This window comes from Rhodovulum euryhalinum (assembly GCF_004342445.1).
GTDB classification, from domain to species: domain Bacteria; phylum Pseudomonadota; class Alphaproteobacteria; order Rhodobacterales; family Rhodobacteraceae; genus Rhodovulum; species Rhodovulum euryhalinum.
Map to the genome: position 1 here is coordinate 182,419 of NZ_SLWW01000002.1, position 21,397 is coordinate 203,815.

At 65.5% G+C, this 21,397-nt stretch carries 20 protein-coding genes; 11 read left to right on the forward strand and 9 right to left on the reverse strand.

From position 1 onward, the window contains the following. Positions 1-3: 3 nt before the first annotated feature. Genes dnaQ through EV655_RS03195 form a run of 4 tightly spaced genes read right to left on the reverse strand, consistent with a single transcriptional unit; the run spans position 4 to position 2,720 of the window. Entirely contained in the window at positions 4-702 is a 699-nt protein-coding gene (gene dnaQ, locus EV655_RS03180) for a DNA polymerase III subunit epsilon (protein WP_132541715.1), read from the reverse strand. Further along, positions 695-1,294 (reverse strand): dephospho-CoA kinase, encoded by a 600-nt coding sequence (coaE, locus tag EV655_RS03185; protein WP_132541718.1) that lies wholly within the window; start codon positions 1,292-1,294, stop codon positions 695-697. Before coaE ends, dnaQ begins: the two co-directional genes overlap by 8 nt. Next, positions 1,291-2,124: a shikimate dehydrogenase gene (locus EV655_RS03190; RefSeq protein WP_132541721.1), complete on the reverse strand. Its 834-nt coding sequence runs from the start codon at positions 2,122-2,124 to the stop codon at positions 1,291-1,293. Before EV655_RS03190 ends, coaE begins: the two co-directional genes overlap by 4 nt. Further along, positions 2,121-2,720 (reverse strand): Maf family protein, encoded by a 600-nt coding sequence (locus EV655_RS03195; protein WP_132541724.1) that lies wholly within the window; start codon positions 2,718-2,720, stop codon positions 2,121-2,123. Before EV655_RS03195 ends, EV655_RS03190 begins: the two co-directional genes overlap by 4 nt. A gap of 426 nt (positions 2,721-3,146) precedes the next feature. Here EV655_RS03195 and EV655_RS03200 point away from each other — a divergent pair, with 426 nt between their 5' ends. The 7 genes from EV655_RS03200 to EV655_RS03230 all read left to right on the forward strand — a co-directional run bounded on the left by EV655_RS03200 (position 3,147) and on the right by EV655_RS03230 (position 10,555). Then, on the forward strand, positions 3,147-3,611 hold the full coding sequence (locus EV655_RS03200; RefSeq protein ID WP_132541727.1) for a CopD family protein: 465 nt from the start codon (positions 3,147-3,149) through the stop codon (positions 3,609-3,611). A gap of 132 nt (positions 3,612-3,743) precedes the next feature. Further along, entirely contained in the window at positions 3,744-5,015 is a 1,272-nt protein-coding gene (gene rho, locus EV655_RS03205; RefSeq protein WP_132541730.1) for a transcription termination factor Rho, read from the forward strand. 22 nt (positions 5,016-5,037) lie between these two features. Continuing rightward, the gene (mnmE, locus tag EV655_RS03210) at positions 5,038-6,327 is read left to right on the forward strand and encodes a tRNA uridine-5-carboxymethylaminomethyl(34) synthesis GTPase MnmE (RefSeq protein WP_132541733.1); all 1,290 of its coding nucleotides are present in this window, start codon (positions 5,038-5,040) and stop codon (positions 6,325-6,327) included. 12 nt (positions 6,328-6,339) lie between these two features. Then, positions 6,340-8,205, forward strand: a complete 1,866-nt coding sequence (gene mnmG, locus EV655_RS03215) for a tRNA uridine-5-carboxymethylaminomethyl(34) synthesis enzyme MnmG (RefSeq protein ID WP_132541736.1) — start codon at positions 6,340-6,342, stop codon at positions 8,203-8,205. Beyond that, complete coding sequence (rsmG, locus tag EV655_RS03220) at positions 8,202-8,822, forward strand: 16S rRNA (guanine(527)-N(7))-methyltransferase RsmG (RefSeq protein ID WP_132541739.1); 621 nt, start codon at positions 8,202-8,204, stop codon at positions 8,820-8,822. Before mnmG ends, rsmG begins: the two co-directional genes overlap by 4 nt. Further along, the gene (locus EV655_RS03225; RefSeq protein ID WP_132541742.1) at positions 8,815-9,624 is read left to right on the forward strand and encodes a ParA family protein; all 810 of its coding nucleotides are present in this window, start codon (positions 8,815-8,817) and stop codon (positions 9,622-9,624) included. The genes rsmG and EV655_RS03225 overlap by 8 nt, the downstream gene beginning before the upstream one ends. Positions 9,625-9,640: 16 nt before the next feature. Next, the gene (locus EV655_RS03230) at positions 9,641-10,555 is read left to right on the forward strand and encodes a ParB/RepB/Spo0J family partition protein (protein ID WP_132541745.1); all 915 of its coding nucleotides are present in this window, start codon (positions 9,641-9,643) and stop codon (positions 10,553-10,555) included. A gap of 6 nt (positions 10,556-10,561) precedes the next feature. Here the strand turns inward: EV655_RS03230 and hemW are convergent, their stop codons facing one another. From hemW to rph, 3 genes are read right to left on the reverse strand one after another with little or no spacing between them, the layout of a single operon-like run. Beyond that, the gene (hemW, locus tag EV655_RS03235; protein WP_132541748.1) at positions 10,562-11,725 is read right to left on the reverse strand and encodes a radical SAM family heme chaperone HemW; all 1,164 of its coding nucleotides are present in this window, start codon (positions 11,723-11,725) and stop codon (positions 10,562-10,564) included. Further along, positions 11,715-12,323 carry an RdgB/HAM1 family non-canonical purine NTP pyrophosphatase gene (gene rdgB / locus EV655_RS03240; protein WP_132541751.1) on the reverse strand — a complete coding sequence of 203 codons (609 nt, stop codon included), beginning with the start codon at positions 12,321-12,323 and terminating at the stop codon, positions 11,715-11,717. The genes hemW and rdgB overlap by 11 nt, the downstream gene beginning before the upstream one ends. Before the next feature lie 3 nt (positions 12,324-12,326). Then, positions 12,327-13,043: a ribonuclease PH gene (gene rph, locus EV655_RS03245; protein WP_132541754.1), complete on the reverse strand. Its 717-nt coding sequence runs from the start codon at positions 13,041-13,043 to the stop codon at positions 12,327-12,329. Positions 13,044-13,192: 149 nt separating this feature from the next. On the opposite strand from rph, the gene hrcA reads away from it, so the two are divergent. Beyond that, a complete protein-coding gene (hrcA, locus tag EV655_RS03250; protein WP_424511298.1) occupies positions 13,193-14,233 on the forward strand; it encodes a heat-inducible transcriptional repressor HrcA in 1,041 nt (346 codons plus the stop codon). A gap of 3 nt (positions 14,234-14,236) precedes the next feature. Further along, a complete protein-coding gene (locus EV655_RS03255) occupies positions 14,237-14,785 on the forward strand; it encodes a nucleotide exchange factor GrpE (protein WP_132541760.1) in 549 nt (182 codons plus the stop codon). On the opposite strand, the gene mutS is transcribed toward EV655_RS03255, so the two are convergent. Then, positions 14,782-17,409 (reverse strand): DNA mismatch repair protein MutS, encoded by a 2,628-nt coding sequence (gene mutS / locus EV655_RS03260; protein ID WP_132542123.1) that lies wholly within the window; start codon positions 17,407-17,409, stop codon positions 14,782-14,784. The two genes, EV655_RS03255 and mutS, sit on opposite strands and share 4 nt — an antisense overlap. A gap of 160 nt (positions 17,410-17,569) precedes the next feature. Between mutS and EV655_RS03265 the strand changes: the two genes are divergently transcribed. Together EV655_RS03265 and EV655_RS03270 are read left to right on the forward strand one after the other, a co-directional pair. Next, positions 17,570-19,828: an NADP-dependent malic enzyme gene (locus tag EV655_RS03265; protein WP_132541763.1), complete on the forward strand. Its 2,259-nt coding sequence runs from the start codon at positions 17,570-17,572 to the stop codon at positions 19,826-19,828. Continuing rightward, positions 19,828-20,688, forward strand: coding sequence for a ribokinase (locus EV655_RS03270; RefSeq protein ID WP_132541766.1), 861 nt, complete (start codon positions 19,828-19,830; stop codon positions 20,686-20,688). The genes EV655_RS03265 and EV655_RS03270 overlap by 1 nt, the downstream gene beginning before the upstream one ends. Here EV655_RS03270 and msrA read toward each other — a convergent pair. Further along, positions 20,685-21,350, reverse strand: a complete 666-nt coding sequence (gene msrA / locus EV655_RS03275) for a peptide-methionine (S)-S-oxide reductase MsrA (protein WP_132541769.1) — start codon at positions 21,348-21,350, stop codon at positions 20,685-20,687. The genes EV655_RS03270 and msrA overlap by 4 nt on opposite strands. Positions 21,351-21,397: the final 47 nt, after the last annotated feature.

A 21,397-nucleotide genomic window follows, 5' to 3' on the forward strand; every position in this document is an offset into this window, starting at 1 on the left:
CTCTCAGGCGAAGCGCTTCCAGATCGCGTCTTCGCCAAGCTTCTCGACGAAGGCCGCGTGCGCCGCGGCCTCGTCGGCGGACACGCGCGGCGGCAAGGGTTCGCCGCGCGGCCGCGCGCGCCACGCGTTGTCCGCGCCGTCGCCGGTTGCCGTTGTCTGTCCAGGCCGAACCGCAAGAACCAGGTCCGGTTGCCTGCCGCCGATCAGTTCCAGGTAGACCTCGGCCAGGATCTCGGAATCGAGCAGCGCGCCATGTTTCTCGCGCGCGGAATTGTCGACACCGAACCTGCGACACAGCGCATCAAGCGTGGCCGGCGAGCCGGGAAATTTCTGCCGCGCCATGGCGAGGGTGTCGATGGCCTGGTCCCAGGGCAGAAGGGGCAGCCCAAGCCAGCCAAGCTCGGCATTGAGGAACTTCATGTCGAAGGCCGCGTTGTGGATCACAAGCTTGGCGTCTCCGACGAAATCCAGGAACTTTTTCCCGATCAGCCTGAAAACAGGCTTGTCGCGCAGGAAATCGTCGCCAAGCCCATGCACCTCGAACGCCCCCTGCGGCATCGAGCGCTCGGGGTTGATGTATTCGTGAAAGGTCCGGCCGGTGGGCAGGTGGTTCCACAGCTCGACCGCGCCGATCTCGACGATCCGGTGGCCCTCGGAGGGCTCGAACCCGGTGGTTTCGGTGTCCAGTACGATCTCACGCATGGGCGTGCCTCAGCTGTTGGACCAAGGCTTGCACCTCGGCGCGGGTCTGTTCAAGAGTCTGCGTCTCGATGACGTGATCGGCGCGGGCGCGCTTGTCGGCATCGGGCATCTGTCGGTCCAGGATCGCCTCGAACTGTGCCTCGGTCATGCCAGGGCGGGAAAGCACGCGCGCGCGCTGAACCTCGGGCGGGGCGGTGACGACCAGCACCGCGTCCAGCCATGCCTCGGCGCCGGTCTCGAACAGCAAGGGGATGTCGAGCAGAACGAGCGACGAGTCCCGATGCCCCTCGACAAAACGGGCGCGATCCGCTGCCACCAGCGGATGAACGACGGCCTCGATCAGCGCCAGTGCCGTCTCGTCCTGCGCGATCCAGTCCTTCAGCGCCGCCCGATCCACCGCGTCCTGCCTGACCGCGGCGGGGCAAAGCGCGGCGATCGGCCCGACCGCCGCGCCGCCCTGCGCATAAAGACGGTGAACGGCTGCATCGGCATCCCAGACCGGCACGCCAAGCGCGCGGAAAAAGCCCGCCGTGGTCGATTTCCCCATCCCGATGGATCCGGTCAGACCCAGAAGAAAGGGCCGCGCGCTCATCCCGCCAGAACCACCGCGCGGGCGGCCTCGTCCACCTCGGGCCTGCGACCGAACCAGCGTTCGAACCCCGGTGCCGCCTGGTGCAGCAACATGCCCAGCCCGTCGACGGCGACACAGCCCCGCGCCCGCGCCTCGCGCAGGAATGTGGTTTCCAGCGGCGTGTAGACCAGATCGGACACCACGGTGCCCGGGCTGAGCGCATCCAGCGGCACGCGGAACTCGGACTTGCCGACCATCCCCAGCGATGTCGTGTTCACGACCGTCGCCGCACCCTCGACCATATTGGCGGCCTGCACCCAGTCATAGACGACGATCTTGGGACCGAACTCGGCTCTGAGCGCCTCGGCACGCGAGCGGGTTCGGTTGCTGACGCGGATCTCTCGCACGCCCTGCTCGGACAGCGCGGCGATCACCGCGCGCGCGGCGCCCCCTGCGCCGAGGATCGCCGCAGGCCCTGCGGTCGGCTCCCAGCCAGGCGCGCCATGGCGCAGGTTCTCGATGAAGCCGATCCCGTCGGTATTGTCGGCATGAACCTTGCCATCTGCACGGAAGATCAGCGTGTTTGCCGCCCCGATCAGCGCGGCCCGGTCCGACACCAGATCGGCCAGACCCAGGATCGTCTCCTTGTGGGGAATCGTCACGTTCACGCCGACGAATCCCATTTTGGGCAAGGCGGCAAGAACCTCTTTCAGGTCGGCCTGCGCCACATCCATCGGGATGTAGTACCCGGCGATGCCGTACCGCTCCAGCCAGTGGCGGTGCAGCCTGGGCGATTTCGAATGGGCAACCGGCGATCCGATCACCCCGGCCAGCGGAATCTTTTCAATCATGCCATCAACGCCCCGCGCGTGGTCAGGAAGGTCAGAAGCGGCAGCAGCGGCAGCCCCAGCACATCGAAATAGTCCCCTTCGATGCGCGAGAACAGCCGCACGCCCTCTTCCTCGAGCTTGTAGGCGCCGACGCAGTCGCGCACGTGATCCCAGTTCCTTGCAAGATAGTCGTCGAGATAGGCATCAGAGAACGGCCGCATGTGAAGGGTGACACGCCCGACGTGACGCCACAGCGGTTGCAGATCGTCATAGATCACCACCGCAGACAACAACTCGTGCGGACCACCGCGCAGCGCCTTCAACTGCGCGCGCGCCTCGTCGATCGATCCCGGCTTCGACAGCACGCGCCCGCGATGCGCCAGCACCTGGTCGCATCCGATCACCAGGGCCTCCGGCACCCGTCCGGCCGCGCGCTCGGCCTTGAAGGCGGCCAGCGTCTCGGCGATGTCGCCGGGCGCAGCATCCTCGGCCTCAAGCGCGTCGCGGATCGCCGCTTCATCCACGGCGGCAGGCATCACCTCGAAGACCAGACCGGCCTGTTCGAGCAGTTGCCGCCGGATCGGCGAAGCCGAGGCCAGGATCACGCGTTGGGACATGGGGAACAACCCTGTGGACAAGCGTAGGCACGATTTTCGCAAGGAAGTGAGCAAAACCGGTACCTGACCCTCGGGGTGCCGGTCGGGCGGGAAAAAGTCAAGACAACGCCCGGTTCCATCCACGGTGGATCGTCGCATCGGCCGGGTGTGGGGGAATCGGTAGGCGCCGAGTCGTCCCCAGACATCCACAGAGGACATGGCCGAAGCCAAGATGTAACCATCTGGTTAACAAAAGGTTTTCTTTCCATGAATCCGTGTTCCACGGATACCAACACAGTTTTCAACAGATCGGTTCCTGTGGGCATTTCCGGGGACAGCGCGATAATCCCCACAGCACACAGCCCCTACAAAAACATCATCTTTTCTTCTCTTTATATTTTCCTCTAGAAGGAGGCACGACAGCACCGGGACGACGAGGAAGACGGAATGATCGACATCGTGCGGGGGTTTCTGAACGACTGGTACTTCTGGACGAAGTCGCTTCACATCATTGTGGTGCTGACCTGGATGTCGGGAATCTTCTACCTGCCGCGGATCTTCGTCTATCACGCCGAACGGGCACCCGCGGGTGGCGAGACGAGCGAGATCTTCAAGGTCATGGAGATGAAGCTCTACCGCTACATCATGAATCCTTCGATCATCCTGGTCTGGGTGTTCGGTCTGATGCTGGTGTTCACGCCGGCTGCGAATGTCGACTGGACGCAGATCTGGCCCTATGCCAAGGGCGCCGCGGTGATCGGGATGACCTGGTTCCACATGTGGCTGGGCGCGCGCCGCAAGGAGTTTCTGGCCGACGTGAACACCCGCGGCGGCAAGACCTACCGGATGATGAACGAACTGCCGACGATCCTGATGCTGGTGATCGTCTTCGCGGTGGTGCTCAAGTTCTGAACGACCTTGCTCTGGGTGATTGACTCGCGTCGGCGCTGCGCCTAAGAGCGAGGCGAACGCCCGCCGTCCGGCGCTGCGATTTCCCTGCACCGACAGCCGCGCCGCATGGCGCCCTCTCTGCGAATGCATCCAATGATCCAAGACAGCCTGAATCTCGCCGATCTCAAGGCCAAGAGCCCCAAGGATCTTCTCGCCATGGCCGAGGAGCTCGAGATCGAGAACGCCTCGACCATGCGCAAGGGCGACATGATGTTCTCGATCCTCAAGGAGAGGGCCGAGGAGGGGTGGGAGATCTCCGGCGAGGGGGTGCTAGAGGTATTGCAGGACGGTTTCGGGTTCCTGCGCTCGCCCGAGGCGAACTACCTGCCGGGTCCCGACGACATCTACGTCTCACCCGACATGATCCGGATGCACAGCCTGCGCACCGGTGATACGGTCGAAGGGGTGATGGTCGCGCCGCGCGAGAATGAGCGGTATTTTGCGATCACCAAGGTTACCCGGATCAATTTCGAGGATCCCGAGAAGGCGCGCCACAAGATCAACTTCGATAACCTCACGCCGCTTTACCCCGACGAGCGGCTGAAGATGGAAATCGAGGATCCGACGATCAAGGACCGTTCGGCCCGGATCATCGACCTCGTGGCGCCGATCGGCAAGGGCCAGCGCGCGCTGATCGTCGCGCCGCCCAGGACCGGCAAGACGGTCCTGCTGCAGAACATCGCCAATTCCATCGAGACCAATCATCCCGAGACCTATCTGATCGTGCTGCTGATCGACGAGCGGCCCGAAGAGGTGACCGACATGCAGCGGAGCGTGAAGGGCGAGGTGATCTCCTCGACCTTCGACGAACCTGCAACGCGCCACGTCGCTGTCGCCGAGATGGTGATCGAAAAGGCCAAGCGCTTGGTCGAGCATAAGCGAGATGTTGTGATTCTTCTCGATTCTATCACAAGACTTGGTAGGGCCTACAACACCGTCGTGCCGTCCTCGGGCAAGGTCCTCACCGGTGGCGTCGACGCAAATGCGTTGCAACGGCCGAAACGCTTCTTCGGGGCGGCCCGGAACATCGAGGAAGGCGGCTCGCTGACCATCATCGCCACCGCGCTGATCGACACCGGCAGCCGGATGGACGAGGTGATCTTCGAGGAATTCAAGGGCACCGGCAACTCCGAGATCGTGCTGGATCGCAAGGTGGCCGACAAGCGGGTCTTCCCGGCGATGGACATCCTCAAGTCCGGCACCCGGAAAGAGGAGTTGCTGGTCGATTCCAAGGACCTGCAAAAGACCTTCGTGCTGCGGCGCATCCTGAACCCGATGGGTACGACGGATGCGATCGAGTTCCTGATCTCGAAGCTCAAGCAGACCAAGACGAATGGCGAGTTCTTCGAGTCGATGAACACCTGAGGCCTGTACCCGGAGATGGCCGGTGGACACGATCTTCGCTCTTGCGACGGCGCGCGGCAAGGCGGGCGTGGCCGTCATCCGCGTTTCGGGCCCCCGGGCGCTGTCTGCCGGGCAAACCCTGGCCGGTGATCTGCCGCCTGCACGCAAGGCCGGCTTGCGGCGCCTGACAGATCCGCGGGGCGAAGTGCTCGACCAGGTATTGGTCCTGCAATTCGAAGAGGGTGCCAGCTTTACCGGCGAGAAGGTCGTCGAGTTTCACTGTCACGGCAGCCCTGCGACTGTGACCGCAGTCCTGCGGACGCTTGGCGACATGGACGGTCTCAGGATGGCAGAGCCGGGCGAGTTCACCCGGCGCGCGCTGGAAAACGGGGTTCTCGACCTGGCGCAAGTCGAGGGGTTGAGCGATCTGCTGGAGGCCGAGACCGAGGCGCAACGCCGTCAGGCCCTGCGTGTACTGTCGGGCGCGTTGGGCGAAAAGGCCGAAGGCTGGCGGTCGGCGTTGATCCGGGCCGCCGCGCTCCTCGAAGCCACGATCGATTTCGCCGACGAGGATGTGCCGGTGGACGTGACGCCCGAGGTTCTGGATCTGCTTTGTGGCGTCGACGCCACGTTGAAGGCCGAGATCGCGGGGGTGGATGCGGCAGAACGCATCCGGGACGGGTTCGAGGTGGCCATCGTGGGCCCGCCGAACGCCGGAAAATCCACTCTGCTGAATCATCTGGCGGGCCGCGATGCGGCGATAACGTCGGAACATGCGGGGACGACCCGCGACGTGATCGAAGTGCGGATGGATTTGCATGGCCTTCCGGTCACGATGCTTGACACGGCTGGCCTTCGTGACAGCGCGGATGAGGTGGAATCGATCGGGATCGCCCGAGCAATCGCGCGGGCGAAGACCGCGGATCTGCGGGTATTTCTGCTTGATGGGACAGGCCGCACAGAAGGATTGGACCCTTTGCCCGACGATATCGTCGTGCGTGGCAAGGCGGATGTTGCCGACGCCGGGACATTTGCGGTTTCCGGCAAGACCGGGGCGGGGGTAGCGGATCTGGTGGCGCGCATAGCCTCGGTTCTGCAGGCGCGCGCCGCGCGCGCCGAAACGGCGACGCGCGAACGGCATCGGCTGGCGATGAAACGGGCGTGCGATGCTATCGTTGCGGCCGAGAATCGGCTATCGCTTGGCATGGACGGGGCAGAGCTTGCCGCCGAGGATCTGCGCTGCGCGATCCGCGCCCTTGACTCGCTTGTCGGACGTATCGATGTCGAGCATGTGCTGGATGAGATCTTCGCCCGGTTCTGCCTTGGGAAGTGAGGAGTGTTTCACGTGAAACATCGCGCCTTTGACGTGATCGTGGTGGGCGGTGGCCATGCCGGGGCCGAGGCGGCCCATGCTGCCGCACGTCTTGGTGTTCGCGTGGCGCTGGTGACGCTGCACCGCGATGGCATAGGAGTCATGTCCTGCAATCCCGCTATTGGCGGTCTCGGCAAGGGGCATCTCGTGCGCGAGGTGGATGCGCTGGACGGCATCATGGGCCAGGCGGCGGACCGCGCGGGCATCCAGTTTCGGTTACTGAACCGACGCAAGGGGCCGGCAGTTCAGGGGCCGCGGGCACAGGCGGACCGAAGACGGTACCGCGAAGCAGTCCAGCACGCGCTATCGACGCTAGCGAACCTGACGATTCTCGAAGCCGAGGTCGGCGATCTGCTGGAAGAGCAGGGCCGAATTATCGGCGTGCGCCTCGTGGATGGCTCCGAGATCGCGTCGGGCGCCGTCGTTCTTACCACCGGGACATTTCTGCGCGGGGTGATCCATATCGGGGACCGGCAGATGCCGGGCGGCCGCATGGGCGACAGACCCTCGGTTCGACTTGCCGAGCGGATCGACGGTTTCGGGTTGCCGCTTGGCCGGCTCAAGACGGGTACGCCACCACGGCTGGACGGGCGGACCATCGCGTGGGACCGCCTAGAAAAGCAACCGGGCGACGAAGAGCCTGTTCTTTTTTCATTTCTTTCCAAAGAATTGCATTTGCCACAGATCTCCTGCGGCATCACCCACACCAATGCCGAAACGCACGAGATCATCCGCGAGAACCTGTCCCGATCTGCGATGTATGGCGGGCATATCGAAGGGGTTGGACCGCGCTATTGCCCCTCGATCGAGGACAAGATCGTGCGGTTCGCCGACAAGGACTCGCACCAGATCTTCCTTGAGCCCGAAGGATTGGATGATCCGACCGTCTATCCGAACGGCATCTCGACATCGCTTCCCGAAGAGGTTCAGCATGCTTACGTCCGATCAATCGCGGGCCTTGAGCAGGCGGTGATCCTGCAGCCCGGCTATGCGATTGAATATGACTATGTCGATCCGCGGGCATTGCGGAGCTCGCTCGAACTCAGAGAGGTGCCGGGATTGTTCCTGGCAGGCCAGATCAACGGGACAACGGGGTATGAAGAGGCGGCGGCCCAAGGATTGGTCGCGGGCCTGAACGCGACCCGGCAGGTTCTGGGCGAAGACCCGGTACCATTCGCCCGGACCAACAGCTATATCGGCGTGATGATCGACGACCTTGTAACCCGCGGGGTCAGCGAACCCTACCGCATGTTCACGTCGCGCGCCGAGTTCCGTCTTTCGCTTCGCGCGGACAATGCGGATCAGCGGTTGACGCCGATCGGGCGCGAGATCGGCTGTGTCGGCGACCTCAGGGCGCGTGCCTTTGCCGACAAGATGGACCGGATGTCCACCGCAAGAAGCCGTCTGGAGGCCATGTCCCTTACGCCAAAGCAGATCGCTGCCGCCGGGATCAAGGTCAACGCCGACGGCAACCGCAGGAGCGGGTTCGACATCTTGGCGTTTCCCGATGTCAGCTTTCAAGATATTGTGGTGCTTGATCCGGTGCTTGCCGATGTCGACCAGGAAATCCGGTCGCAGGTCGAGCGGGACGCGCTTTACGCGAACTATATCCGTCGCCAGGAGCAGGACGTGCAGGCCATGCGCCGCGACGAAGCACAGGTATTGCCGGGCGATTTCCCCTATGAGCGAATCGACGGGCTTTCCAACGAACTGAAGGACAAGCTGGCGGCGGCCCGGCCCGAAACGCTTGCCCAGGCTGCCCGAATCGATGGGATGACTCCCGCAGCGCTGACATTGATTCTCGCGCGCCTGAGGCACATGGAGCGGCGCTCGGCATGAGCGCAAATGTGAGTGGTTTCAGCGATGTTTCACGTGAAACATCGGCGCGGCTGACACGCTACGCGGCGCTATTGCGCAAGTGGAGCCCGGTGATCAACCTGGTCGCCCGGTCCACACTCGATGTGCTCGAAGAACGTCATCTTCTTGATTCTGCGCAGGTTTTCGAACATTTGCCAAGCCGGGCGCAACGCTGGACCGACCTCGGCAGCGGCGGCGGCTTTCCGGGCCTCGTGGTCGCGATCCTGGCGGCAGAGTGTGCACCGGAGCTGGAAGTCGATCTGATCGAGAGCGATCAGCGAAAGGCTGTGTTCCTTCGCACCGTCGCTCAGGAACTTGGCCTGACCAATGTCACCGTGTTTTCGGAACGGATCGAAGATGTCCCGCCACGCGGGTCCGATGTGGTTTCGGCGCGTGCGCTTGCACCATTGTCGGCGCTTCTGGGTCATGCGGACCGGCATCTTGCCCGGGATGGCATCGCGCTTTTCCCCAAAGGCGTGCGCCATGCCGCCGAACTGGACGAGGCGCTTGCATCCTGGCGGTTCGACGTCCAGAAAATTCCCAGCACGACCGACCCCCAGGCCGTCATCCTGAAAATCGGAGGCATTGCCCGTGTCTGATCCCACGAGACCGAAGGGTCCCAAGATCATCGCTGTCGCCAACCAGAAGGGCGGCGTCGGCAAGACCACAACCGCGATCAACGTGGCCGCGGCACTGGTCGAAGAGGGAAAAGCCGTACTGATCGTGGATATCGATCCGCAGGGCAACGCCTCGACCGGCCTGGGGGTCGAAGCTGAACAGCGGACCAAGACAACCTATGACCTGCTGCTTGACGAAGCCCCCTTGGACGAGATCATCCGGCGAACCGATATCGACGGGCTTATGATAGCGCCAGGGACGACCGACCTGAGTTCGGCGGATATCGAGATGGTGTCGAACGAAAAGCGCAGCTTTCTGTTGCATGACGCGCTGCGCCAGCCGGCGATCGACGCCTATGGCTTTGATTTCGTTCTGATCGACTGCCCGCCTTCGCTGAACCTGCTGACCGTGAACGCCATGGTGGCCGCCCATTCGGTTCTGGTGCCGTTGCAAAGCGAATTCTTTGCGCTCGAGGGGTTGTCTCAGCTCATGCTGACGATCCGCGAGTTGCGGCAGACCGCGAACCCCGAGCTGCGAATCGAGGGTGTGGTGCTGACCATGACGGATCGGCGCAACAACCTGTCGCAACAGGTCGAGAACGACGCCCGGGCCCATCTCGGGGATCTCGTGTTCAAGACGGTAATTCCGCGAAACGTGCGCGTCAGCGAGGCACCCTCTTACGCGATGCCGGTGCTGGACTATGATCCGCTGTCCAAGGGTGCACAGGCTTACCGGGCCTTGGCACGCGAGATGTTGGGGTCTACTGTCCAAGTGACCGCATGATGTTGGGAGGATTTCGATGAGCGTCAAGAATTCCGGAAAACGCGGTCTCGGGCGCGGTCTTTCTGCCCTGATGGCGGATGTTCAGATCGAACCGGCGCCCGAACGCGGCGAGGCGCCGCGTGCGAAACCCGATCAGGTGGTTCCGCTGGACCTGTTGGAGCCGAATCCGGACCAGCCCCGCCGCCTGTTCTCGGACGACGCATTGCAGGAACTGGCGGCGTCGATTCGCGAAAAGGGCGTGATCCAGCCGCTGATCGTCCGGCCCAGCAAGCGCAGCGAGGGCCGGTACGAAATCGTCGCCGGAGAGCGGCGGTGGCGGGCGTGCCAGCTTGCCCAGCGGCACGAGGTTCCGGTGATCGTGCGTGAACTTGACGATATCGAGGTGCTCGAGATCGCGATCATCGAGAACATCCAGCGCGCCGATCTCAACGCGGTCGAAGAGGCGATGGGCTACCGCCAGTTGATGGACCGGTTCGGCCACACCCAGGAAAAGGTGGCCGAGGCGCTGGGAAAGAGCCGCAGCCATATCGCGAACCTCTTGCGCCTGTTGCAACTGCCCGAAGAGGTTCTGGACCATGTTCGGCTGGGGCGGCTGACCGCGGGCCATGCGAGGGCGCTGATCACCACCGAGGACCCGGCGCGGCTGGCGCGCGAGGTAATCAAGGATGTGCTGTCGGTACGCGAAACCGAGAAGCTGGCCAAGCGCTCGTCCGAGCCGCGTCCGGCGGCGCGCAAGACGGGCGGAGCATCCGAAAAGGATGCCGACACGCGGGCGCTGGAACAGGATCTTTCGGCCAATCTGGGGATGAAGGTCACGATCGAACATTCCGCCGATGGGTCGGGGCGGCTGGTGATCGCCTACGGCTCGCTCGACGACCTCGACACGCTGTGCGGCGCGCTGAGTTCGACGCGCGAGACCGTGTTCGGTTAAGGTGGATCAGTCCGGCAAAAGCTCGCGGATCACCGCGTTCAGAACGGCGCGACCCGCCGCAGTCGCGCGCAGGATGCCCGCGTGGTGCTCTAACAAGCCCAGTTGTTCCAGATCCGCGACTTTGCCGGGGTCGATCTGTTCCTGGCCCAGGCGTTCGTAGCGGGCGACGGACAGACCTTCGACCAGACGAAGCCCCATCAACAGGTATTCCGCTGCCTGTTCGCGCGGGTTTAGGACCGTGCGCGGCGTCTCGCCACGCCCGGTCTGTGCTACCTGCGCTAGCCAGCTTGAGGGGGAGAGGGGCGTTTCGGTCGCCCAGCGCTGGCCGCCCAGCGTCAGACGCCCATGGGCGCCCGGGCCGATCCCGGCATAGTCACCGTAGCGCCAGTAGATCATATTGTGTCGCGACTCGGCACCGGGGCGAGCGTGGTTGGACACCTCGTAGGCGGGCAGACCCGCCGCCGCGCAGATCTCCTGTGTCGCCGTGAAGAGATCCGCGGCGCGGTCGTCGTCCGGCAGGCCGCGCAGCAACCCCCGCGCATGGCGGTCGCCGAAGGCGGTGCCGGGCTCGATGGTCAGTTGGTAAAGCGACAGGTGATCGGCGGCCATCGCCAATGCCTCGCCAAGCTCGGCCTGCCAGTCTGCCGGGGTCTGGCCTTGCCGGGCATAGATCAGGTCGAAGCTGACACGCTCGAAGGTCGACCGCGCGACGTCGAACGCCGCGCGGGCCTCGGCGGTACTGTGCAGGCGTCCAAGGCGGCGAAGATCGGCGTCGTTCAGCGCCTGCACGCCAAGAGAGACGCGGGTCACGCCGGCGTCGCGATATCCCCTGAACCGGCCGGCCTCGACCGAGCCTGGATTGGCTTCCAGCGTCACTTCCATGTCGTTGGCGCAAGGCCAGGTCGCGCGGACGGTCTCAAGGATCGCCGCGACCAGATCCGGTGCCATCAGGCTGGGCGTGCCGCCGCCGAAAAAGACGGTGTTCACGGTGCGCGGGCCTGTTTCGGTGCCGATTCGGCGGATTTCCGAAAGATAGGCGCGCTGCCATGCCGCCATGTCGATGGTGGCCGCCACATGGCTGTTGAAGTCGCAATAGGGGCATTTCGACAGGCAGAACGGCCAGTGAATGTAAAGCCCGAACCCGCCCGCCTGCCAGTCCTCAGCGGTCAAAGGCTGCCACCAGCTTTTCGAACGCGCGGCCGCGGTGGCTGATGCGGTTCTTCTGCCAGCGGTCCATTTCGCCGAAGGTCAGATCGCTGCCTTCGGGTTGGAAGATCGGGTCGAAGCCATGGCCCTGGTCGCCCCGCATCGGCCAGACGATCCGGCCCGGCATGCAGCCCTCGAACACCTCGTCATGGCCATCGGGCCAGGCCAGCACGAAGGTACAGCGGAACTCTGCCCGCCGCGGTTCGGGCGCGCTGGCCGACTCGAGCTCGCGCCAGACCCGCTCCATGGCCATCCCGAAGTCGCGACCAGACCCTGTTTCGGCCCAATCCGCGGTATAAACCCCCGGCGCGCCACCCAGAGCCTCGACCGACAGGCCGCTGTCATCCGCCAGTGCGGGCAGGCCGGTGGCCCGCGCCGCGGCATGGGCCTTGATGCGGGCGTTGCCGACGAAGGTGGTTTCGGTCTCGGCCGGTTCGGGCAGGCTCATCTCGGCCGCGCCGATCACGGTGATCCCGAAGGGTTCCAGAAGGTGCGCGATCTCGTCCAGCTTGCCGCGGTTGTGCGTCGCCACCAGCAGCCGGTCGCCCGTGAAACGGCGCATCCGTCAGACTCCGACCGCGGCCTTCTGCGCCGCGACCAGCTGGGCGACACCGGCATCGGCCAGCCCCAGCAGCTTGTCCATCTGCTCGCGCGTGAAGGTGGCGCCCTCGGCGGACATCTGCACCTCGATCAGCCGGCCCGAGCCGGTCATCACGAAATTGCCGTCAACCCCAGCCTCGCTGTCCTCGGGGTAATCCAGGTCCAGGACCGCCTGGCCGGCATAGATCCCGCAGGACACCGCCGCCACCGGGTCGGTCATCGGGTCCGAGATCACCTCGCCCGTCTTCATCAGCTTGTTGACCGCCAGCCGCAGCGCGACCCAGCCCCCGGTTATAGCTGCGCAGCGGGTGCCGCCATCGGCCTGGATCACGTCGCAATCGACGGTGATCTGGCGTTCGCCCAGCGCCACACGGTCGACGCCGGCCCGCAACGACCGCCCGATCAGGCGCTGGATTTCCACCGTGCGCCCGCCCTGCTTTCCGGCCGACGCCTCGCGCCGCATCCGCGTCGTCGTGGCGCGCGGCAGCATCCCGTATTCGGCCGTGACCCAGCCCAGGCCCGAGTTCTTCATGAAGGGCGGAACGCGCTCTTCCAGCGAGGCGGTGCACAGGACATGGGTATCGCCGATCCGGATCAGGCACGACCCTTCGGCATGTTTCGTTACCCCGGTCTCGATTGAAACCGGGCGCATTTCGCTTACATCACGACCAGACGGGCGCATGGAAAGTCCTCTCTCGGGTTTGGCGCTTTGCTCCCACGAGAGGGGGGCCGATGCAAGCCCGATTGACGCAAGCCTGCCCTGTCCTTTAATTGCATCGCCCTGCTGGAGACACGCGTCAGGTGACCGACACCCAAGCCCTTCTCGACGAGATGAACGACCGCTCGCGCGAGGTGTTCCGCCGGGTTGTCGAGGGCTATCTGGAAACCGGCGACCCGGTGGGCTCGCGCACGCTGACCCGGACGATGAACGAAAAGGTCAGCGCGGCCACGATCCGCAACGTGATGCAGGATCTCGAGTTCCTCGGCCTGCTGGACAGCCCGCATGTCTCGGCGGGCCGGGTGCCGACGCAGCTTGGCCTGCGGATGTTCGTCGACGGCCTTCTGGAGGTGCGCGAGCTTGAGAACGAGGACCGCGAAAAGATCGACGCTACGCTATCCAGCAACGACCGCGGCATGGGCGCGATGCTGGACCGGATCGGCGCGGCACTGTCGGGCGTGACGCGGGGCGCAAGCCTTGTCCTTGCGCCCAAGCGAGAGGCGCCGATCCGCCATATCGAATTCGTCAGCCTCGCACCGGACCGGGCCCTGACGGTTCTGGTCTTTGCCGATGGCCATGTCGAGAACCGCATCTTTCAGCCCGCGCCGGGCCAGACGCCGTCATCAATGCGCGAGGCCGCGAATTTCCTCAATGCGCTTGTCGCCGGAAGGACGCTGAGCGAATTGCGCGAGGTCATGCAGGTCGAGATCACGCGCCGCAGGCAGGAACTGAACGAGCTTGCCCGAACGATGGTCGAGGCCGGGCTGGCGGTTTGGGAGAACGAGGGTCAGCCGCACGAGCGGCTGATCGTCCGGGGCCGGGCTAACCTGCTGGCCGCCAGCGCCGAGGCCGAGGATCTTGACCGCATCCGCACGCTGTTTGACGACCTCGAACGCAAGCGCGACATCGTCGAGTTCCTGGAACTGGCCGAAGACGGCGAAGGTGTGCGCATCTTCATCGGATCCGAAAACAAGCTTTTTTCACTTTCGGGTTCCTCTCTGGTGGTCTCTCCATATATGAACGCTGACCGGAAGATCATCGGCGCCGTTGGCGTGATCGGGCCGACCCGGCTGAACTATGGGCGGATCGTCCCCATCGTCGACTATACGGCACAACTGGTCGGGAAACTGATCACCGACCAGGGCAAGGGATAAGGCATGGCAGAACCTGAGAAGACAGAAATCGAGATCGAAATCGCCCCCGAGGACGCCGCGGCAGGGGAAGCGTCGGCGGCCGAGCAAGAGATCGCCGCGTTGCGCGCCGAGCGTGACGAATTGCGCGACCGTTTCATGCGGGCGCTTGCGGATGCCGAGAATTCGCGCAAGCGCGCGGATCGTGACCGGCGCGAGGCCGAGAACTACGGCGGAGCCAAGCTCGCCCGCGACGTGCTGCCGGTCTACGATCACCTGTCGCGCGCCCTCGACGTGGTCACCGAGGAACAGCGCGAGGCGCACAAGGCGTTCCTGGAAGGGGTCGAACTGACCCTGCGCGAATTGCTGAACGTCTTTTCCAAGCACGGGATCGAGCGCGTTGTCCCCGAAATCGGCGACCAGTTCGACCCGCAGATGCATCAGGCGATGTTCGAGGCGCCGGTGCCAGGCACACGGGCAGGCGACATCATCCAGGTGATGACGGTCGGCTTCATGCTGCACGACCGGTTGCTGCGGCCCGCCCAGGTCGGCGTGTCCTCGTCGCCCGCGTCCTAGTCGGGGCGGGCGAGCGTCTTCAGTTCGTAGATCAATTCCAGCGCCTGTTTCGGCGTCAGCTCGTCGGGATGCACCCCGGCGAGCCTTTGGTCCACGGCAGACGCACCCTTCGCGGCTTGCGCCGGAGTCGCGGCGCGCACGGCCGAGAACAGCGGCAGATCGTCGATCAGTGTCTTTTGCGGCCGTCCGCCCTCGCGCTCGCCACGCTCCAGCGTCTCCAGAACGACGCGGGCGCGCTCGACCACCGCTTCGGGCAGCCCGGCAAGCCGGGCGACCTGAACGCCGTAGGACCGGTCCGCCGCGCCCTTGCGAACCTCGTGCAGGAAGATCACGTCGCCTTCCCACTCCTTGACCGCGACAGTCGCGTTCTCGACGCCCGGCAGCTTGTGCGCCAATGCTGTGAGCTCGTGGTAATGCGTCGCGAATAGCGCGCGGCAGCGATTGACGTCGTGCAGGTGCTCCAGCGTTGCCCAGGCGATCGAAAGGCCGTCATAGGTGGCCGTGCCGCGCCCGATCTCGTCGAGGATCACCAGCGCCCGGTCGTCGGCCTGGTTCAGGATCGCCGCGGTTTCCACCATCTCGACCATGAAGGTCGACCGGCCGCGGGCCAGGTCGTCGGACGCACCCACCCGGCTGAAAAGCTGTGAAACCATCCCGATATGGGCCCGCGCCGCCGGAACGAAGCAGCCTGCCTGCGCCAGCAGCGCAATCAGCGCGTTCTGGCGCAGGAAGGTCGACTTGCCAGCCATGTTGGGACCGGTCAGCAACCAGATCGCGGCGCCGTCTCGGCCATCCGACAGGGCGCAGTCGTTTGCGATGAATGGCGCGCCGCCTTGCCGCCGCAACGCGCGTTCCACGACCGGATGGCGCCCGCCCTCGATCACGAAGGCGCGGCTGTCGTCCACCTTCGGTTCGCACCAGTCCTCGCCGCGGGCAAGATCGGCCAGTGCGGCCGCCAGGTCGATTTCGGCCAGCGCGCCCGCGGCCTGCCCGACACGCCCGGCCTTGGCCAGAACGGCATCTTTCAGGCCGTCATAGAGACGTTTCTCGATCTCCAGTGCCCGGTTGCCGGCGTTGAGGATCCGGGTTTCAAGCTCGGAAAGTTCGACCGTCGTGAACCGCACCGCGTTCGCCGTGGTCTGGCGGTGGATGAACCGTTCCGCCAGTGGCGGGGACAGCATCCTTTCCGCGTGGGTCGCCGTGACCTCGATGAAGTAGCCCAGCACGTTGTTGTGCTTGATCTTGAGCGAGGCGATGCCGGTTTCGCGGGCGAAACCCGCCTGCATGGCCGCGATCACCCCGCGCCCCTCGTCCCGCAGCGTGCGCGCCTCGTCCAGATCGGCGTCGTGGCCCCGTGCGATGAAGCCGCCGTCGCGGATCAGAAGCGGCGGCTCGGCGACCAGCGCGGCCTCCAGCACCTCGCGCAGCGCCTCATGGCCCACCAGCGCCCCCCGCGCACCGGTCAGAAGCGGGGGCAGATCGTCCGCAAGGCGCGCGGCCACCGCCGCCGCCTGCGCCAGCCCGTTCCGGATCGCCGCCAGGTCGCGCGGGCCGCCCCGGTCGAGCGCCAGCCGCGACAGGGCGCGGTCCATGTCGGGGCATTTCCGCAGCGCATCGCGCAGCGCGGTGCAAAGGCCCGCGTCGTCGACCAGCGCGCGCACGGCGGCCAGCCGGGCGTGGATCGTGGGCAGATCCCGCGAGGGGCTGGAGATGCGCCGTTCCAGAAGCCGTGCGCCGGGTGCGGTCACGGTGCGGTCGATGGCGTGCAGCAGGCTGCCCTCGCGCCCGCCTGACAGGCTGGCGGTCAGTTCCAGGTTCCGTCGTGTCGCCGCGTCGATCTGGACCGTGCCGCCCGAGGCCTCGCGCACCGGGGGGCGCAGCAGCGGCAGCTTGCCCTTCTGCGTGATCTCCAGATAGTCGACGATGGCGCCCATCGCTGCGATCTCGGCCCGACCGAAGCTGCCGAACCCGTCCAGCGTGTCCACCCCGAACAGCGCCGCCAGCCGCCTTTCGGCCGAGGCGCTGTCGAAGCTCGCCCGCGACAGCAGCGTGAGCGCGGCCCCGGAGTCAGTGACTATCCCGGCCCAATCGGCCCCGGACGCCTCGCTCAGCAAAACCTCGCGCGGCGCGAGGCGGGCCAGTTCCGGCCCCAGCCGCACGGGCGGGCACTCGGTCACCCGGAACGCCCCGGTCGAGATGTCGACCCAGGCCAGGGCGCCCGCGTCCCGCACCTCGGCGAAGGCCGCGAGGAAATTGTGCCGCCGCGCCTCGAGCAGCGAATCCTCGGTCAGCGTGCCCGGCGTGACCAGCCGCACCACGTCGCGTTTCACGACCGCCTTGGACCCGCGCTTCCGCGCCTCGGCCGGATCCTCGAGCTGTTCGCAGACCGCCACACGGAACCCCTTGCGGATCAGCGTCAGCAGGTAGCTTTCAGACGAATGGACCGGCACGCCGCACATCGGGATGTCCTGCCCCAGATGCTTGCCGCGCTTGGTCAGTGCGATGTCCAGCGCCTCGGCCGCGGCGACGGCATCGTCAAAGAACATCTCGTAGAAATCGCCCATCCGGTAGAACAGCAGCGCGCCCGGATGCGCCGCCTTGATCTCCTGATACTGCGCCATCATCGGCGTGACGGTTTCGGCCTCTGCGCTCACCTTGCCCCCCGGTCTGTCGAACCCGGACCTTACAAACGGCGCCCGCACCACGAAAGCGGGAAATCCTCGTCTATTGAGGACCGCCCACCGTAGCGATAAGAGGCACAATGTGCAGGAGGAGACCCGCGGAATGGCCGACAAGTCGAAAATCACCCCCGAAGAGGCGCTGAGCTATCATATTGACCCCATTCCGGGGAAATACGAAATCGTGGCGACCAAGCCGATGACCACGCAACGCGACCTGAGTCTGGCCTATTCGCCGGGTGTCGCGGTGCCGGTGCAGGCGATCGCCGACGCGCCCGAGACTGCCTATGACTACACCACAAAGGGCAACATGGTGGCCGTGGTGTCAAACGGCACCGCGATCCTCGGCATGGGGAACCTGGGCGCGCTGGCATCCAAGCCCGTGATGGAGGGCAAGTCGGTCCTGTTCAAGCGCTTTGCCGACGTGAACGCCATCGACATCGAACTGGACAGCGAGGACCCCGAGGACATCATCAAGGCGGTCAAGCTGATGGGGCCGACCTTCGGGGGGATCAACCTCGAGGATATCAAGGCGCCGGAATGTTTCATCATCGAGCAGCGGCTCAAGGAAGAGATGGACATTCCCGTCTTTCACGACGACCAGCACGGGACGGCGGTGATCTGCGCCGCGGGGCTGATCAACGCGCTGCACCTGACGGGGAAGAAACTGGCAGACTGCCGGATCGTGCTGAACGGGGCAGGGGCGGCCGGGATCGCCTGTCTGGAACTGATCAAGGCGATGGGGGCCCGCCACGACAACTGCATCGCGTGTGACACCAAGGGCGTGATCTATCAGGGCCGCACCGAGGGGATGAACCAGTGGAAATCGGCGCATGCGGCCAGGACCGACGCGCGCACGCTGGAAGAGGCGATGGTGGGCGCCGACGTCTTCCTGGGCGTCAGCGTCAAGGGCGCGGTAACGTCCGAGATGCTGGCCAGCATGGCCGACAACCCGGTGATCTTCGCCATGGCGAACCCCGATCCCGAGATCACACCCGAAGAGGCGCACGCGGTCAGGCCTGACGCGATCGTTGCCACCGGGCGCAGCGACTACCCGAACCAAGTGAACAACGTCCTCGGCTTCCCCTATCTCTTTCGCGGCGCGCTGGACATCCACGCCCGCGCGATCAACGACGAGATGAAGATCGCCTGCGCCGAGGCGCTGGCCGAACTTGCCCGCGAGGACGTGCCCGACGAGGTCGCCATGGCCTATGGCAAGAAGCTGAGCTTTGGCCGCGACTACATCATCCCGACGCCCTTTGACCCGCGGCTGATCTACACCATCCCGCCGGCGGTGGCGCGGGCAGGAATGGACACCGGCGTTGCCCGGCGGCCGATCGTCGACATGGACGCCTACCGCCACAACCTCAAGGCCCGGATGGACCCGACCGCCTCGGTACTGTCGGGGATCGCGGCGCGGGCCAAGGCGGCGCAAGCGCGGATGATCTTTGCCGAGGGTGACGACGAACGCGTGCTGCGCGCCGCGGTTGCCTATCAGCGGTCGGGCTATGGCAAGGCGCTGGTCGTGGGCCGCGAGGCGGACGTCAAGGAAAAGCTGGAACAGGCAGGCCTGGGCGACGCCTATCGCGAGCTTGAGGTGGTGAACGCCGCCAACACCCGGCACCTGGAGGCCTATCGCTCGTTCCTCTACCAACGGCTTCAGCGCAAGGGGTTCGACACGCATGACATCAACCGTCTGGCCCAGCGCGATCGGCACGTGTTTTCGGCGCTGATGCTGGCGCATGGCCATGGCGATGCGCTGGTGACGGGTGCGACACGGAAATCGGCCCATGTTCTGGACCTGATCAACCACGTCTTCGATGCCCGGGCCGAGGATGGGGCGGTGGGCGTGACCGCGCTGTTGAACAAGGGCAAGATCGTCTTCGTGGCCGATACGCTGGTGCATGAATGGCCCGAGGAGGAGGAGCTTGCCACCATCGCCGAACGCGCGGCGGGCGTGGCGCGCAGTCTCGGGCTGGAACCGCGCGTCGCCTTCCTGTCGTTCTCGACCTTCGGCTATCCGATCTCGGAACGGGCGACCAAGATGCACCTCGCGGCGCGGGTTCTGGACCGGCGCGGGGTGGATTTCGAGTATGATGGCGAGATGACCGTGGACGTCGCCCTGAACCCGGCGGCGATGGCGAAATACCCGTTCTGCCGGCTGACCGGTCCGGCAAACATCCTTGTCGTGCCCGCCCGTCACTCGGCCTCGATCTCGGTCAAGCTGATGCAGGAAATGGCCGGCGCCACCGTGATCGGGCCGATCCTCGCGGGTGTCGACAAGCCGATCCAGGTCTGCTCGACCGGCTCGACCGTGAACGACATCATGAACATGGCGCTGCTGGCGGCCTGCGAGGTCGGCTAGTGACCGTTTATTGCCTGGGCTCGATCAATGCGGACCATGTCTATTCGGTGCCGCATCTGCCCGCACCCGGCGAGACGCTTGCCGCGACGGCGCTGTCGCAAGGTCTGGGGGGCAAGGGCGCGAACCAGTCCGTCGCGGCCGCGCGCGCCGGGGCACGGGTCGTCCATGTGGGTGCGGTGGGCGCGGACGGGGCCTGGGCGGTCGAGCAACTGGCCGCGTTCGGGGTCGAGACCAGCCATGTCGCCCGTGTCGGCCATCCTACCGGGCACGCGATCATCAACGTCGCGCCCGACGGCGAGAACTCCATCGTGATCCTTCCGGGCGCCAACGCCCGGCAGGATACCGGCCGGATCGCGGCGGTCCTGGCCGAGGCCGGGCCGGATGACACGCTGCTGTTGCAGAACGAAACGTCGCACCAATCCGAAGCGGCGGCGCTGGCGGCAGAACACGGGTTGCGCGTGGTCTATTCGGCCGCGCCCTTCGAGATCGGGGCGCTTTCCGCGGTGCTGCCGCACGTCTCGCTGCTTGTCCTGAACGCGGTCGAGGCGGGGCAGATGGGCGCCGCGCTTGGCCCGGTCGAGGGGCCCGAGATCATCGTGACGGATGGTGCACGCGGGGCGCGCTGGCGTTTCGGGGGACAGACCCTGTCGGTGCCTGCCTTTCCCGTCATGCCCGTCGATACCACCGGGGCGGGGGACTGCTTCATCGGGTCGCTGGTCGGTGCGCTGGACCGCAGGCTGTCGCGTGCGGACGCGCTGCGCTATGCCGCTGCGGCCGCCGCACTGCAGGTGACCCGGCCCGGCACTGCCGACGCGATGCCCGCCCGCGCCGAGGTCGAGGCGTTCCTGGCCCGCGCCTAGCTGCCTGCAAAGGGTGCCCGATCGCCCCAAAGCGCCCGAACCCGCGCATCGCGGCCGCAGGCCTGGCGGTAAAGCCTGTAGGCCTCGGCCCTGGTCTTGACGCCGAACCGGGTCACGACGCGATCGGTGCTCTTGTAATAGTCCTGATGATAGTCCTCGGCCGGATAGAACGCGGCCGCGGGCAGGATCGGCGTCACGATCCGTTGCCCCAACTCGGCCTCGGCGCGGTCCTTCGCTGCTTCGGCAGCCCGCTTTTGGGCCGGATCAGAGACGAAAACCGCGGTGCGATAGCTGTCTCCCCGGTCGCAGAACTGCCCGCCGGTGTCGGTCGGATCGACCGAGCGGAAGAACAGCGACAGAATCTGGTCATAGCCGATCACGCCGGCATCATAGGTGATCTGCACCGCCTCGTAATGGCCGGTGCCGCCGCGCGTCACCTGCTTGTAGGTCGGGTTCGCGACTGTGCCGCCGGTATAGCCCGAGACGACCTCGGCCACGCCCTTCACCTTCTCGAAATCGGCCTCGACGCACCAGAAGCAACCGCCCGCGACAACCGCGGTCTGCATGTCGGCGGCGCGCGCCTCGTTGCATTCGGCGGCGATGCCAAGCGCGATCGCGACCGCCAGTAGCATCGGTTTGATGTCCTTGAATGTAGCCAGCATGTCCGGTCTCCCTTTGCGATGGACGATACGCCCGGCCGAAATGCACG